Genomic DNA, 13,914 nt, shown 5'->3' on the forward strand with positions numbered 1-13,914 from the left:
ACCTCGAGGGCCTGGCGCGCTGGCGCGACGGGGCCGGCCAGGGGCTGGCCGGCATCGACCGCAACGGCGTGTTCGACTACCTGGCCTGGCGTGCCCGGCACGGCTGGTCAGCGCGCAGCAACGCCCGCCTGCTGTCGGCACTGCGCGCGTTCTTCGCCGACGCGGTTCGCCGCGGCCAGCGCAGCGAAGACCCCAGCGCGCTGATCGACCCGCCCCACCTGCCGCGGCTGCTGCCCAAGGCGCTGGCCGAAAGCCAGGTCGACGCGCTGCTGGCAGCTCCCGATGTGGAACAGCCGCTGGGCCTGCGCGACCGCGCCATGCTGGAACTCATGTATGCCGCCGGCCTGCGGGTGAGCGAACTGGTGGAACTGCCGGCCAACGCGGTCAATCTGCGCCAGGGCGTGCTTCGGGTCACCGGCAAGGGCAGCAAGGAGCGACTGGTACCGCTGGGTGAGGAAAGCCAGCATTGGCTGGAGCGCTACCTCAGCGAGGCGCGACCGCAGTTGGCCGGCAAACGCGCGGTGCCCGCCGGCCGCGACGGCAGCGTGCCGTTGTTCCTCGAGCCTTCACTGCATCCGCTGAACCGGCAGCAGTTCTGGGCCCTGGTGAAAAAGTATGCGGCAGTGGCCGGCATTGACCCGGCCCGGGTCAGCCCGCACGGCCTGCGCCACAGCTTTGCGACCCACCTGCTCAATCGTGGCGCGGACCTGCGCGCGCTGCAGATGCTGCTTGGCCACAGCTCGCTCAGCACCACCCAGATCTATACGCTGGTGGCGCGCGAGCATCTGCAGAAGCTGCACGCGCGGCATCATCCGCGCGGGTAGGCCTTCAGCGCCGGGGCAATGTGGGTGCGGACGATGGCACTCAGCTCGTCATTGAACATCGGCGGGGCACCGGGTCGTCCCACGTCCCGGTACAGCGCGTTGCGCAGCGACATCAGCGTGTTGGCTTCGCGGATGACTGCCCGGGCGGACATGCGCCCTTGGACATAGCGGGTGCCGATCTGCTCCTCGCGCCGGCGGATGCTGAGCAGCACGTCGAAGAAGCGCTCCGGTCGGTGGTGGGCCAGTTCGACCTGGGCGGGCAGGCGGCGAAGCACCTGCGCTTTGAAGTACAAAGCCAGGGTGTGGGGGCGGATGTGCATGGGACCTCGCATTGGGGCTGCCAGAGGCCAGCATCGAAGCGCGTTGACTCCCCCGCTTTCAGAAAGCCATCTTCCGTTGGGCGAAACGCGTCGTCATGAGCGCTGTGCGAGAATCGGGGCTACCAATGTTCCGTGGATTGCCCTGATGCTCCGAGTTTCCGTCGTTGCCCTGCTGGGCGCGCTCAGCCTGACCGCCTGCGCCCAGCCGTCGACCCCGGCCGCGCGTTCCACCGCGGCAGCCTCCGCCCCCGCTGCCGCCGCACCGGCTTCCTCGGCCGAGGCCGAAAAGACCGTTCGCGACGCGTTGAAGGGTCTGAATGCCAACTTCAAGCCGGACTTCATCGGCGCGGCTCCGTTCCCGGGCTTCCGCGAGGTGCTGGTCAGCGGGCAGGTGCTGTACGTGTCCGATGACGGTCGTTACCTGATCCAGGACCAGCCCTACGACATCCAGGCGCGGCGTCCGGCCAGCAGCACCGCCCTGCTGCAGCATCGCAAGGAAAAGCTGGACGGTATCGCCAAGGGCGACCGCATCATCTTTGCCGCGGCGCAGCCCAGGCACACCATCACGGTGTTCACCGACATTGAATGCGGCTACTGCCGCAAGCTGCACCAGGACGTGCCCGAGCTCAACCGCATGGGCATCTCGGTGGAGTACGTCGCCTTCCCGCGCATGGGCCTGGGCAGCAAGGACTACACCGACATGATTTCGGTCTGGTGCGCGGTGGATCGCCGCAAGGCGCTGACCTCGGCGAAGGAAGGCGAGCCGGTCCCGCCGAAGAACTGCACCAACCCGGTGGCCATGCAGTACACCCTGGGCCAGCAGGTCGGGGTCAGCGGTACGCCGGCGATCTTCGCCGCCGACGGCACCCAGCTGGGCGGCTACATCACCCCGGCGCAGATGAAGCAGGCGCTGGACAAGCTGGGCCAGTAAGTCTGGCAGCCGGGGGTGAAGCCTTGCGCGGAGTTTGCCGCGCAAGGCACGCCGTTACCGCTTGATCAGCGCCCCCAGCTGCGCCAGCCGTTCCTGGCGCTGGGCGTGGCGTTCCAGCATTTCAGCGATCAAGGCGGGCGCTTGGGGTGGGCCGATGCGGTGATCAAACGCGCGATGCGGCAGCGGTGTTCCCAGATCCGCTGCTGGCAACTGCCGCTGATCGTTCGTCACCCGGGCACCGAACCCTTCGCTTGTCACCTCGGACTGACCCCGTTTCGCGAGGACGGTCTGCAACTCGCTGCGTAGATCCTTGTGCGTGCCCGTGCCAGCGGGTTGACGTGACGGAACGGACACGTGAGTGCGCGGATTTCCAATCTGCAACAGCTGCGCAAGGCCGGGTCGGCCTGTGGCGACGGCGCGCGGAGCAGGGCCAGGGTCAGCTGCCGCCCGCGCTCCGCAAGCCGACCCATTGGCAATCCGGTTCATCTTGTAGGCGAGGGTGGCGGCCGTCTGGGCGGGGAGCATCGGCTTGGCACGGTCCGCTTTTGCGAGCATTGCGGGCGCTTTGGACACCCAGGGAGTGCGAGCAGCGGCGGGAAGGTTGAGGAGCTTGCCAATCGGCATGGGGTTCTCGTTTTTGGGGAATCAGAGGGAGGGCGGGACAGGCAAGGTGCGCGGATGGACTGCTGTGCGATCCAGCAGTTCAGTCGTCCCATTCGGAATCGGTCTCACCGCCGCCATCGCGCGCGGAGGCGTCGACATCGGACTCGCCATCTGATGCCCCGCTGAGATTGCTTTCTCCGTGCACGCTCACCATCGTCCGGAGTGCGTTCTCAAACACGAGCGCGGTGGGGCTGGTTACCGGGGAGGCAACGCTGGATGGCTGGTGTTCGGTCGCCGGCGCACTTCTTTTGAAGTTCCGGATTTCGGCGAGAAGGGCGTTGAACTGACCGGTTGGGGTGCGGAAGCGGGACGCCGGCTCGGAATCGAGCGTGGCAGGGGCCGTACGCGAGGGTTCGCCCGATTCAAGCGCCGCCTGATACATCTTCAATTCCTGCTCGAGCAGGTGCTGAAGGAGATCGGCAGGCCGTGAGACGATGCCCGGCTCGCCAGCAAGAATGGCGTCGTGCAGGCGCGGTGCGCCCAGATCCGGCACCACGCCGCGGATCTCGGTCTCTTCGCGCAGGAATCTGCATTCGCTCGCCAGTTGCTCAAGGTCCGTCAGCAGGGCTGCGTCGCCGAAGTCGTCTTCCACAGCGATCGCTTCGTGCACGTCCATGCGCACGAACAGCGGGTTGTAGCAGGCCGGATTGACCGTTTCGATCAAAGAGAAGGCCCGTTCCGCTGATGGCTGCAGCGCGGCCAGTGCGTCCGTGTCTACGTGCGCGCGGCCTTGTGTGCCCACCAGCGGCCCGTGCGGTGGCAGAGCAAGCCGTGCCTGCTGCAGCAAGGCCTTGGGGTGCAGCTCACTTGCGCGCGGTGGAGGTCGGGTCGGTTCGCACTTTGGCAGGCAGATCGCGTGGCGCTCAACGGCGTGTGGGTGGGCATTCAGCGAGGCGATCCGTCGTGAAACGGGGGTGACACCTGTACCGAGGTTGCCGAGCTTCTGAAGCTGCGAACGCAGTTGGGTGCCTGAGGCGAAGGTGCCGGACAGTGCCGGGTTCCGGGTGAACAGACGCCCCGCCGGCGCGGTCAGGGCAGCTCCGTTGCGCACGTCTACCAGGCGAGGCAGCGCCCGGGCGGGCGAAGTTCCCTTCTGAATGCCGGGCAGGTGTTGAATCCAGGACGAGATCCGGTTGGCAGTGGGCAATGAGAGAAGCATGGCGGGCGCAGCATGTAGGAACGCCCATGCTCCGGAATTGCGGACCTCTGAACTATCAGATTTCTTGCATCCGCCTGATTCCATTTTGGTTATTTCGCCCAGCTCCTCGGCGGAACCGGTGGCTTTTCACCCGACACGCCTGCCATCTGCCGGTCCTCCCAACGGAAGCGCGCGTCGAAATAGTCCTGCTCTTCCTGGGTCCAGGACACGTCTTCAAAATCCGATCCCCAACCCTCGTCGTCGCCACCGGCGGAGGTCGTCCGAGGTAGGGTGGTCGCGGTCTGTGTGGCGTTGTGAACGGTCTGTAAGGTCCTGAGCGACGGCCGAGGAATCCGGATTCCACCGGGCGGGAGATCGATTACGCGTGTTCCGCTTGGCGGGCGCTGAGTGACTTGGGGAAGTGCTGATGTTTTCATGGTTGACGTCTCCGATACGGAAGCGCGATTGACGGTGCCCCCATGCAGGAGCTCCGCCAATCGCGATGCGATCAGCGGCTCTGAAGCCGCTTGGCCTGCAAACCGAGCGTGCGCTGCACCTGCTTCAGTTCATCGATCAGATTCGCCTGGGCGGCCGTGGGCGTGCGCCGTGCATTGAAGGTGTCGGAAGCTGACCATCCGGACACGGGACTGGTCGCCTCCGCGCCCTTTCGTGGCACATCGCGGGTGCCCGCATTGCGCTCGGCTTCGCGGCGCGCACGCAGGAGCTCCGCCTGGCGCTGCACTTCCGCGCTGACCTCGATCGCCGCGGCGGGTCTGCGCGTTCCGATGCGGGCTTTGAGATTACGCTGGAACGAATCCAGTGGGCGATCCTTGCGGGGAACCGTAGACGATGTCGCGTGCTGCCGCGGATGGCCGCCGGATGCCTCTTCGCGGGTGGTCCCCGTGGTTTCCGGTGCCGACTGGCCACGCAGCAGCGGGTGTTTCATCAACTCCGCAAACATCGCCGCCCGATCCTGCGTGGGCTCCGGGGCGGAGTTGGTGCGGGCCAGAGGTCGGCTGTCGGCGACAGGAGGTGCCGGCGGGACCGGCGGCGCGGGAGGCGCGGACGGCTGGGCGTGTGCCTTTTCCGTTGGCGGTTGCGGTGCCTGGCGCTTGACCGGCCGGGCGATGGCCTTCGCGGCGGTGGTCTGATCCAGAGGGCGGGCTTCCTGGGCGGGCGCAGGCTTCGGCTTTGCCAGCGTCGCGATGCCCACATCTTTCACTGACTCGAACTGGGCGATGCGCGCACTCACCTGCCCGGGAACCCACCGGTCATGCAGCCAGCTGGCCACCACGGGTAGATGGACCCGGGTCGGCGTGGGGCGGGTTGCGGGTGCCGGCGGCGAAAGTGAGCGCTGCAGGGAACGTGGGGGCGAAGGGGTACGCAATGCGCCGGCGTCGGCCTGGCGCTGCGGGCGCTCGCTGCGGTTGCCCAGGGTGTGCAGGCGGATCTCCGATGGCGATCCGGGAATCTTGCGGAAGCCACGCACAATGGGAGCCTGCGTGGACTTCAGATGATACTTCTGGCTTTGCGGCAGGTGCTTCAACATCGAATAGGTGTTCTGCACCCAGCTGGTGAACGTGGTCAACGAAAGCACTCCGTGGTGATGAGGAGTGCTCACTTTGAGCCGTAAGCCGCGTGCACGCTTTGCAACTTTGTGCAGAATTTCACAGGTGCGCGCACCATCAGCCATGGTGCGCGCGTAGTGCACACGGGGCCGTGGCCGGCCCCGCGTGCAGGCGGCTTACTTCAAGCCATTGCTGACGGTATTGACCAGCGTGCCCTGTGCATCGTCACCGCTGAACTCCCAGAAGAACGCACCGCCGAAGCCCTGCGTCTTCACGTAGCCCATTTTCTCGGTGATCAGCGCCGGGGTGTCGAAGCTCCAGAACGTGGTGCCGTTGTAGCTCCAGGTCGCGCGCGCGTTCGCATCGGTGAAGGTCGGATGGTTGAGGTTCTTCAGCACCTTCCAGTCTTCGATGCCGGCCTCGTACGTACCGGGCGCGGCGCTGCCGGTCTGGTACAGGCCGTTGTTGACGTTGGGTACGTTGGTCCAGCCGCGCCCGTAGAAGCCAATGCCCAGGTTGAGCTTGCTGGCCGGTACGCCGCGGGCCAGGAAGGCCTCCATCGCATCGTTGCTGTTGTACAGCTTCACGTCGCCGTTGGACGGGTCGTTCGGCGAGTCGAACAGTGCCGAGTGATGACCGGTGATCGGATCGAAGGCTCCATGGAAGTCGTACGTCATCACGTTGATGTAATCGAGGTACTGGTGGTACGCGGCCGGGTCGGTGACGCGGATCTTGTCGATACCCGCGCCGACCGCCACGGTCAGCAGCAGGCCCGGGCGCACCGCATCGAGCTGGCGGCGGAACTCGGCCAGCAGCGCGGTGAAGTTGGCATTGTCGGCCGGGGTACCGCAGGCCAGGCCGCAGGCCACCGGGTATTCCCAGTCGATGTCGATGCCGTCAAACACGCCCGCTGCCGCACCCGCGCCGCCTGCTCCGTCGGTCACCGGCAGGTTGCCCTTGATGTAGGCATCGATGCACGAGGCAACGAACGCCTGGCGGTTGGCCGGCTGCGCCGCGCTGGAGAACCCGCGCGACCAGGTCCAGCCACCCAGCGAGATCAGCACCTTCACGTTCGGATGCTTGGCCTTGAGCTGCTTGAGCTGGTTCCAGTTGCCGCGCAGCGGCTGGTCCCACGTGTCGGCGGCACCGCTGACACTTTCGCCGGCCTGGAAGGCCTTGGTGTAGTCGGCGAAGGCGTCGCCGCCGGCCCCGGTGTTCGGGTCCGAAGGAATGGTCACACCCACTTCGCAGCGGTTGTTGCGCACGTTGCCAAAGGCGTAGTTGATGTGGGTCAGCTTGCTGGCCGAACCGCTGGTGTCGATGTTCTTTACCCGGTAGTTGCGGCCGTAGATGCCCCACTGGGTGAAGTAGCCGATCACCCGCTTGTTGCCGCCGTTGCCGCCGCCGGCCGAGGTGGTGACGCTGATCGACGCGCTCTGCGCCGAGGCGTTGCCGGCGTTGTCGCGCGCACGCACCGTGTAGGTATAGGCGGTGCTGGCCGTGAGGCCGCCGTCGGTGTAGCTGGTGGCGCTGGGCGAGCCGACCAGGCTGCCGTTGCGGTACACGTCATAGCCGGCCACGCCGCTGCCGCCGCTGTTGTCGGTGGCTGCATTCCAGGCCAGGTTGACGGTGCTGGCGGTTTTTGAAGGCGAGTTCAGGCCGCCGGGCACGCTGGGCGCGGTGGTGTCGTTGCTGGCTGCGTTGACGGTGACCGTCACGGTGGCCGAGGAGGTGACCGCATTGTTGTTGTCGGTGGCCACCGCCTTGAAGGTGTGGCTGCCGGCGCTGGCGTTGGTCCAGCTGACGCTGTAGGGCGCGCTGGTATCGACCCCCAGCGAGGTGCCGCCACGGAAGAACTCGACCTTGCTGACCGAGCCATCGCTGTCGCTGGCATTGGCGCTCACGGTGATGGTGCTGCCGGCGCTGAAGCTGGCCCCGTTGGACGGCGAGGTCAGGCTGACGCTGGGCGGCTGGTTGCTGCCGGAACCGTCACAGGCTCCGAGGTTGGTGTAGTAGGGCGCGCCGGCCGGATGGTCCGGCGGGGCGTTCCAGATGTCGATGTTGGCCCGGTAGAGCACACCGCCCTTCTGCAGGGTGGTGCCGGCCAGGTAGATCACCGAGGCGTTCCACTCCGGAGCCCCGGTACAGTTGGCGGCCTGCGCCAGCGCCGGGGTCAGCGTGGCCGAAGCCAGGGCGAGGGCCAGCAGCCAGCGTCGATGGCGGGCGGTGGGGCGTGAGGATATCGATGTCACCGTACTGCGCAGAATCGGGTCCGTCATGGTCATTCTCCGATCAGGTCAGGGGCGCGGGGCGGCGGGCTGCCGCCCCGCGTTGCAGCAGGTCCGGGGCCGGTGAGAGAGGGCCGGCAACAGCTAGAGGGGGCGGACGGTGGCCCGCCTGGCATGCACACCAGGCGGGTCGTGGCAACGTTGTCATGGAATCCGTTGGCAATCCGTGAGCCAGCGCAAACTTCAGGCGACCGGCCGTCGGAGACGGACCTCACGGGCCAGAGGCCCGTGAGGTTAGAATAGTGGGCCCCGTTCCCAACCACGGTTCCCCGGACATGATGGTCCTCGAGGGCGCATCCGCCCTTTCGCCGTTCCGCCGCGAACGTCTTGAATCCCGCCTGCAGTCCCTGGTCGCCGATCTGCGCATCACCGGTGTCTGGCATGTCTACTTCATCCAGACCGAGGGCGATGCGGCCCCGGACCCGGTGATCCTGAGCCGTATCCTGGAAGCGCAGCCGGAACTGGCCGCGCTGGATGCGGGTGCGGTATCGCACTTCGTGGTGCCACGTCTGGGCACGCTGTCGCCGTGGTCGAGCAAGGCCACCGAACTGGTCCGCGGAGCCGGGCAGCCGATCCGGCGGGTGGAACGTGGCCTGCGCATCGACCTGGCCGGCTGGCCGGCTGATGCCGGCCAGCGCGACGCGGTGATCCGCGTTCTGCACGACCCGATGACCCAGTCCGTGCTGGCGTCCACCGACCAGGCCCAGGCGCTGTTCACCGCGCCGGCCCGGGGTGAACTGGAACGCGTGGCGCTGGACGACCTGGAAGGCGCAAACCGCCGCCTCGGCCTGGCCATGGCCCAGGACGAAATCGACTACCTGCGCCAGCGCTTCGGCGAGCTGGGTCGCAAGCCATCGGACGTGGAACTGATGATGTTCGCGCAGGCGAACTCCGAGCACTGCCGGCACAAGATCTTCAACGCCAGCTGGACCATCGACGGGGCCGAACAACCGCATTCGCTGTTCCGCATGATCAAGAACACCCACCAGCAGACCCCGCAGCACACGCTCAGCGCGTACAGCGATAATGCGGCGGTGGTCGCCGGTCACCCGGCCGCGCGTTACCGCCCGGACCCGGCCACCGGTGCGTACCGCAGCGAAGCGGTGGTCGATTCGGCGTTCTGCATCAAGGTTGAAACCCACAACCATCCGACCGCGATTGCCCCGTTCCCGGGCGCGTCCACCGGTGCCGGTGGCGAGATCCGCGACGAGGGTGCCACCGGTCGCGGCGGCAAGCCCAAGGCCGGCCTGACCGGTTTCTCGGTCTCGCACCTGCGCATTCCGACCCTGCCGCAGCCGTGGGAAGCGCCGCGCGCGCTGAACCCGCGCATGGCCCCGGCGCTGGACATCATGCTGGACGGCCCACTGGGTGGCGCGGCATTCAACAATGAGTTCGGCCGTCCGAACCTGCTGGGTTATTTCCGCAGCTTCGAACTGCCCGAAGGCGACGGCCTGACCCGCGCCTACGACAAGCCGATCATGCTGGCCGGTGGCCTGGGCGCGATCGACCGCGTGCAGGTCGAGAAGCTGCGCCTGCAGCCCGGCGACGCGGTGATCGTGCTGGGTGGTCCGGCGATGCTGATCGGGCTGGGCGGCGGTGCTGCCAGTTCGGTGGCTTCGGGCGAAAGCGCCGAAGATCTCGACTTCGCCAGCGTGCAGCGCGACAACCCGGAAATGGAGCGTCGCTGCCAGGAAGTGATCGACCGCTGCGTCGCGCTGGGCCTGGACAACCCGATCCGCTGGTTCCATGACGTGGGCGCGGGTGGTCTGTCCAACGCCATTCCCGAACTGCTGCACGACTCCGGCGTCGGTGGCGTGATCGACCTCGGCAAGGTGCCCACCGACGACCCGTCGCTGTCGCCGATGCAGCTGTGGTGCAACGAATCGCAGGAACGCTACGTGCTGGGCGTGCCGCAGGACCGTCTGGCCGAGTTCGCCGCGCTGTGCGCGCGTGAGCGCTGCCCGTTCGCAGCGGTCGGCGTGGCCACCGCTGAAGAGCGTCTGGTGGTCGCTTACGGCGCGACCGTGGGCAACATTCCGGCCGACGCCCCGATCGACCTGCCGATGGACGTGCTGTTCGGCAAGCCGCCGAAGATGCACCGCGACACCGCGCACCCGGCGGCACCGAAGTGGCCAGCGCTGAAAACCGGTGGCCTGGACCTGCAGGAAGCCGGCCTGCGCGTGCTGGCGCACCCGTCGGTGGCCTCGAAGAATTTCCTGGTCACCATCGGTGACCGCAGCGTGGGCGGCCTGACCGCGCGCGAGCAGATGATCGGCCCGTGGCAGCTGCCGATGGCCGACGTGGCCATCACCCTGGCCGGGTTTGACACCGTGGCCGGCGAAGCCATGGCGATTGGCGAGCGCACGCCGCTGGCCCTGCTCGATGCCGCCGCGTCGGCGCGCATGGCGGTCGGTGAGGCGATCACCAACCTGTGCGCGGCCCCGGTGGATGAACTGGAAACGGTGAAGCTCTCCGCCAACTGGATGGCCGCTGCCGGCCACGCCGGTGAAGACGCGCTGCTGTATGACGCGGTGCGCGCGGTGGGCATGGAGCTGTGCCCGCAGCTGGACCTGAGCATTCCGGTCGGCAAGGACTCGCTGTCGATGCAGGCGCAGTGGCACGACCAGGGCGAAGCACACAAGTCGGTGTCGCCGGTGTCGCTGATCATTTCGGCGTTTGCCCCGGTGGCCGATGCCAGCACCCAGCTGACCCCGCTGCTGGACCGCGAGACCGACAGCGAGTTGTGGCTGATCGGCCTCGGTGCCGGCAAGCAGCGCCTGGGCGGCTCCATCCTGGCCCAGGTGCACGCCGATCACAGCGCGCTGCCGGCGTTTGCCGGTGCGGTGCCGGATCTGGACGACCCGCAGCGCCTGCGCGCCTTCTTCGAGCTGATCCGCGACGCGCGCCAGGCCGGCCTGCTGCTGGCCTACCACGACCGCAGCGACGGCGGTGCGTTCGCGGCGCTGTGCGAAATGGCCTTCGCCTCGCGCCAGGGCCTGGACATCGCACTGGACGCGTGGGGCGATGATCCGTTCCGCAGTCTGTTCAACGAAGAGCTGGGTGCGGTGGTGCAGATCGCCCGCGAAGACCGCGCCGCGTTCGCCGACCTGGTCGAGCGTCATGCGCTGACCGAATGTGCGCAGCGCATCGCCCGTCCGACCACTAGACCGGTGGTGCGGGTCTCGCTGCAGGGCCAGAATCTGGCGGAATGGCGCTGGGAAGCGCTGTTCGATGCGTGGTGGTCGGTCACCCATGCCATGCAGAAGCTGCGTGACAACCCGGAGGCGGCGGACGAAGAGCGCGCCGTGGCACGCAACTTCAACGCCCCGGGTCTGAAGACCAAGCTCAGCTTCGACCTCAATGAAGACGTGGCGGCTCCATTCATCAACACCGGCGCGCGTCCTCGCGTGGCGGTGCTGCGCGAGCAGGGCGTCAATGGCCAGATCGAGATGGCCAACATCTTCGAACGCTCGGGCTTCACCGCCTACGACGTGCACATGAGCGACCTGATCGAAGGCCGCGTGAACCTGGCCGACTTCACCGGTCTGGCCGCCTGTGGCGGCTTCAGCTACGGCGACGTGCTGGGTGCGGGCCGCGGCTGGGCCACCTCGGTGCTGGAGCGCAGCGCGCTGCGCGATGCCTTCGCAGCGTTCTTCGCCCGCGAAGACAGCTTCGCGCTGGGCGTCTGCAATGGTTGCCAGATGCTGAGCCAGCTCAAGGACATCATTCCCGGTGCCGAGCACTGGCCGCAGTTCCGTCGCAACGCCAGCGAGCAGTTCGAAGCCCGCACCGCGCTGCTGGAAGTGGTGGAATCGCCGTCGATCCTGCTGCGTGGCATGGCCGGCTCGCGCATCCCGGTGGCGGTGGCGCACGGTGAAGGCCGTGCGGTGTTCGCCAGCCCGGTCGACCAGGCCGCAGCACGCGTCTCGCTGCGTTACATCGACGGCGACGGCAACGCCGCGAGCCAGTATCCGCTGAACCCGAACGGCTCGCCGGACGGCATCACCGGCCTGACCAGCACCGACGGCCGCGTCACCATCATGATGCCGCACCCGGAACGCACCCCGCGTGCGCTCAACCTGAGCTGGCGTCCGACCGACTGGCAGGGTGACTCGCCCTGGCTGCGCATGTTCCGCAATGCGCGGGTGTGGGTGGGCTGATCAGGGTGCCCAGCAGCTAAAAAAGAAACCGCCGGTGATACGGCGGTTTCTCATTTCCGGACTTCTCATGGTCCGACGGCTTGGGCGCACCTTCGTTCATCGATGGGCGAGGGGTGCCGCATCGAGTGGCTGGATGGCCAGTCGTAGGCCCATCGCCTTCAAAATCGCAGTGAGGCTTCTAACCTCGGGGTTTCCCCTTTCTGAAAGTGTGCGATAAAGCTGATTCGGGTTGAGCTCCGCACGTTGCGCCACCTGGCGTACGCCGCCGAACGCTTCTGCCATCTGGCGCAGGGCGATCAAGAGTTCGCCCTGCTCACCATCTTCCAGAATGCTGTTGAGTAGTTCAATGGCATAGCCAGGGTCATTGCGGAAGACCTCTGCCATTGCTGAATCGTGTGTGCGGTCTCTCATCGCTCAACTCCGCCTGTTTTGCCAATCGCGCCAATACATACGGGCGCGTAGGCACGCTTATGCCGGAGCAAGGCAGCAGTTCACGGTTAGGGCCGCGAATGTGGCGACCTCGGCACCGCCGTTGCTCGACCATGCAGCGCGGCGCGGCAGAGTGCTTTCCAATTTCCATCGCAGCACTCTCGCCGCCTGCCGGGTCTGCGGGCGTCCAGCGCAACCTGCTGCTCAGGCCGTGCCGCGGCGCGCAATTTCGGTTGCGCGCGAACTACGCACCGCCTGCAAATGGATTCGCAGCGAAATCCCCTCTCTGAAGTGAAGGTCGCGTGAACTTTGCGTGCATCACTTTCGCGCGTTTCAAGTCGCGGCAATGAGTTACATCGCGTTTCACACACATTCTTGCGTGATGAAAAACGCTCACGCGCAGCTAACAAATCCGCTGCATGAGTAGTCAAATGTGTGACGCTTCTCGCGTTAGAACAATTTCTCACGTCAAAGTCTTGACGTTCTGAAAACCCTGCGTTAACACTGAGTTCTCATTTTGCAAGTGTTCAGTTCGGTCGTAACCGCAAGGATGGCGAGTTCTCTGTGCACTACCCGCGCTGATCGCGCGCCGTCCGGCACAACGCAGTAAATCAAGCGAAAAACGCCCTCAGGGGACGTTGGGTCATATGACCTGGCGTTGGCGTCGCATTGCCTAAAACCAGCCAACCAGGAGTCGCATCGATGAATCGGATTTATCGCAAGGTCTGGAACAAAGCACTGGGGCAGATGGTCGTTGCCTCCGAGTTGGCCAGCAGCCAGTCACCTGGCGTGGTCATCGACCAGCGACGATCCGACGGCGAACGCAGCAGCGCGCTGCTCAGCGCCGCCATTGCGCTGACACTGGGGGTCGGGTTGGCGGGCGCTCCGCACGACGCGCGCGCGCAGTCGGTGGAGATCGGCGGCAATGCCAACTGCGTGGTCCTCAACAGCAGCGTCATCGACAGCTGCCTGGTGGATGGCAACGCGACCGCGTCGGGCGCGAATTCGGTGTCCATCGGCAGCAACAGCACCGCCTCGGGTGCCAACAGCGTGGCGCTGGGCGCAGGCTCGAAGGCCACCCGCGCCAACTCGGTATCGGTCGGTGATGCCGGCAGGGAACGCCAGGTGACCAACGTTGCCGCCGGTACCGCCGCCACCGACGCGGTGAACAAATCACAGCTGGACCAGGTCGCGGCAACGGCCGAGGGTGCCACGCGCTACTTCAAGGCCGATGGCGAGAACAACAACAGCGATGCAGCCACCATTGATGGCGAAGGTGCATTGGCGGCGGGTGCAAGCGCCACCGCTGATGGCGATGGTGCCATCGCGCTGGGCAACCGCAGCCAGGCACTGCAGAACGCCACCACGGCGGTCGGCACCGATGCCATTGCAGCAGGCCTGGGCGGCACCGCATTCGGCCACACCAGTCTCGCGCTGGGTGATGCCAGCACGGCAGTCGGCCAGAATGCCGTGGCGATCGGTCTTGGCGACGTTGCGCTCGGTGCGTCCTCGTTCGCCGCCAGCGAAAACGGCGCGGCCACCGCGATTGGCGGTCTGGCCGAAGCCAGCGCGGACGGCGCAACCGCCATCGGC

At 66.7% G+C, this 13,914-nt stretch carries 10 protein-coding genes; 4 read left to right on the forward strand and 6 right to left on the reverse strand.

Features of this window, described 5'->3' with window-relative positions; translation table 11 throughout:
* On the forward strand, positions 1–824 hold an 824-nt coding region (locus EGJ34_RS16410; RefSeq protein ID WP_148100513.1), incomplete at its 5' end, for a site-specific tyrosine recombinase XerD.
* Here EGJ34_RS16410 and EGJ34_RS16415 read toward each other — a convergent pair.
* Positions 809–1,144: a hypothetical protein gene (locus tag EGJ34_RS16415; RefSeq protein WP_125361571.1), complete on the reverse strand. Its 336-nt coding sequence runs from the start codon at positions 1,142–1,144 to the stop codon at positions 809–811. The genes EGJ34_RS16410 and EGJ34_RS16415 overlap by 16 nt on opposite strands.
* A 145-nt stretch (positions 1,145–1,289) precedes the next feature.
* On the opposite strand from EGJ34_RS16415, the gene EGJ34_RS16420 reads away from it, so the two are divergent.
* Positions 1,290–2,075, forward strand: a complete 786-nt coding sequence (locus EGJ34_RS16420; protein ID WP_125361572.1) for a thioredoxin fold domain-containing protein — start codon at positions 1,290–1,292, stop codon at positions 2,073–2,075.
* A gap of 54 nt (positions 2,076–2,129) precedes the next feature.
* Here EGJ34_RS16420 and EGJ34_RS16425 read toward each other — a convergent pair whose 3' ends face one another.
* The 4 genes from EGJ34_RS16425 to EGJ34_RS22865 form a co-directional block, all read right to left on the reverse strand.
* Entirely contained in the window at positions 2,130–2,699 is a 570-nt protein-coding gene (locus EGJ34_RS16425) for a hypothetical protein (RefSeq protein WP_125361573.1), read from the reverse strand.
* Between the two features lie 79 nt (positions 2,700–2,778).
* Positions 2,779–3,897: a hypothetical protein gene (locus EGJ34_RS16430; RefSeq protein WP_125361574.1), complete on the reverse strand. Its 1,119-nt coding sequence runs from the start codon at positions 3,895–3,897 to the stop codon at positions 2,779–2,781.
* Positions 3,898–4,384: 487 nt separating this feature from the next.
* Entirely contained in the window at positions 4,385–5,464 is a 1,080-nt protein-coding gene (locus EGJ34_RS22290; protein ID WP_185750212.1) for a hypothetical protein, read from the reverse strand.
* A 156-nt stretch (positions 5,465–5,620) separates the two neighbouring features.
* A complete protein-coding gene (locus EGJ34_RS22865; protein ID WP_125361576.1) occupies positions 5,621–7,723 on the reverse strand; it encodes a glycosyl hydrolase family 18 protein in 2,103 nt (700 codons plus the stop codon).
* A 284-nt stretch (positions 7,724–8,007) separates the two neighbouring features.
* On the opposite strand from EGJ34_RS22865, the gene purL reads away from it, so the two are divergent.
* Positions 8,008–11,892 (forward strand): phosphoribosylformylglycinamidine synthase, encoded by a 3,885-nt coding sequence (purL, locus tag EGJ34_RS16445; protein ID WP_125361577.1) that lies wholly within the window; start codon positions 8,008–8,010, stop codon positions 11,890–11,892.
* A gap of 96 nt (positions 11,893–11,988) precedes the next feature.
* Here purL and EGJ34_RS16450 read toward each other — a convergent pair whose 3' ends face one another.
* Positions 11,989–12,303, reverse strand: coding sequence for an addiction module antidote protein (locus EGJ34_RS16450; RefSeq protein WP_125361578.1), 315 nt, complete (start codon positions 12,301–12,303; stop codon positions 11,989–11,991).
* 720 nt (positions 12,304–13,023) lie between these two features.
* Here EGJ34_RS16450 and EGJ34_RS16455 point away from each other — a divergent pair.
* The coding region (locus tag EGJ34_RS16455) for an ESPR-type extended signal peptide-containing protein (protein ID WP_260477029.1) at positions 13,024–13,914 on the forward strand (891 nt) is incomplete at its 3' end.

It is taken from the genome of Stenotrophomonas sp. 278, assembly GCF_003935715.1.
GTDB classification, from domain to species: Bacteria; Pseudomonadota; Gammaproteobacteria; order Xanthomonadales; family Xanthomonadaceae; genus Stenotrophomonas; species Stenotrophomonas maltophilia_AH.

Bases quoted from the DNA above. Each gene is read 5' to 3' on its own strand.
- EGJ34_RS16430 (WP_125361574.1), bottom strand. From the start codon at position 3,897: ATGCTTCTCTCATTGCCCACTGCCAACCGGATCTCGTCCTGGATTCAA.
- EGJ34_RS16425 (WP_125361573.1), bottom strand. From the start codon at position 2,699: ATGCCGATTGGCAAGCTCCTCAACCTTCCCGCCGCTGCTCGCACTCCC.
- EGJ34_RS16415 (WP_125361571.1), bottom strand. From the start codon at position 1,144: ATGCACATCCGCCCCCACACCCTGGCTTTGTACTTCAAAGCGCAGGTG.
- EGJ34_RS16420 (WP_125361572.1), top strand. From the start codon at position 1,290: ATGCTCCGAGTTTCCGTCGTTGCCCTGCTGGGCGCGCTCAGCCTGACC.
- purL (WP_125361577.1), top strand. From the start codon at position 8,008: ATGATGGTCCTCGAGGGCGCATCCGCCCTTTCGCCGTTCCGCCGCGAA.
- EGJ34_RS16450 (WP_125361578.1), bottom strand. From the start codon at position 12,303: ATGAGAGACCGCACACACGATTCAGCAATGGCAGAGGTCTTCCGCAAT.
- EGJ34_RS22865 (WP_125361576.1), bottom strand. From the start codon at position 7,723: ATGACGGACCCGATTCTGCGCAGTACGGTGACATCGATATCCTCACGC.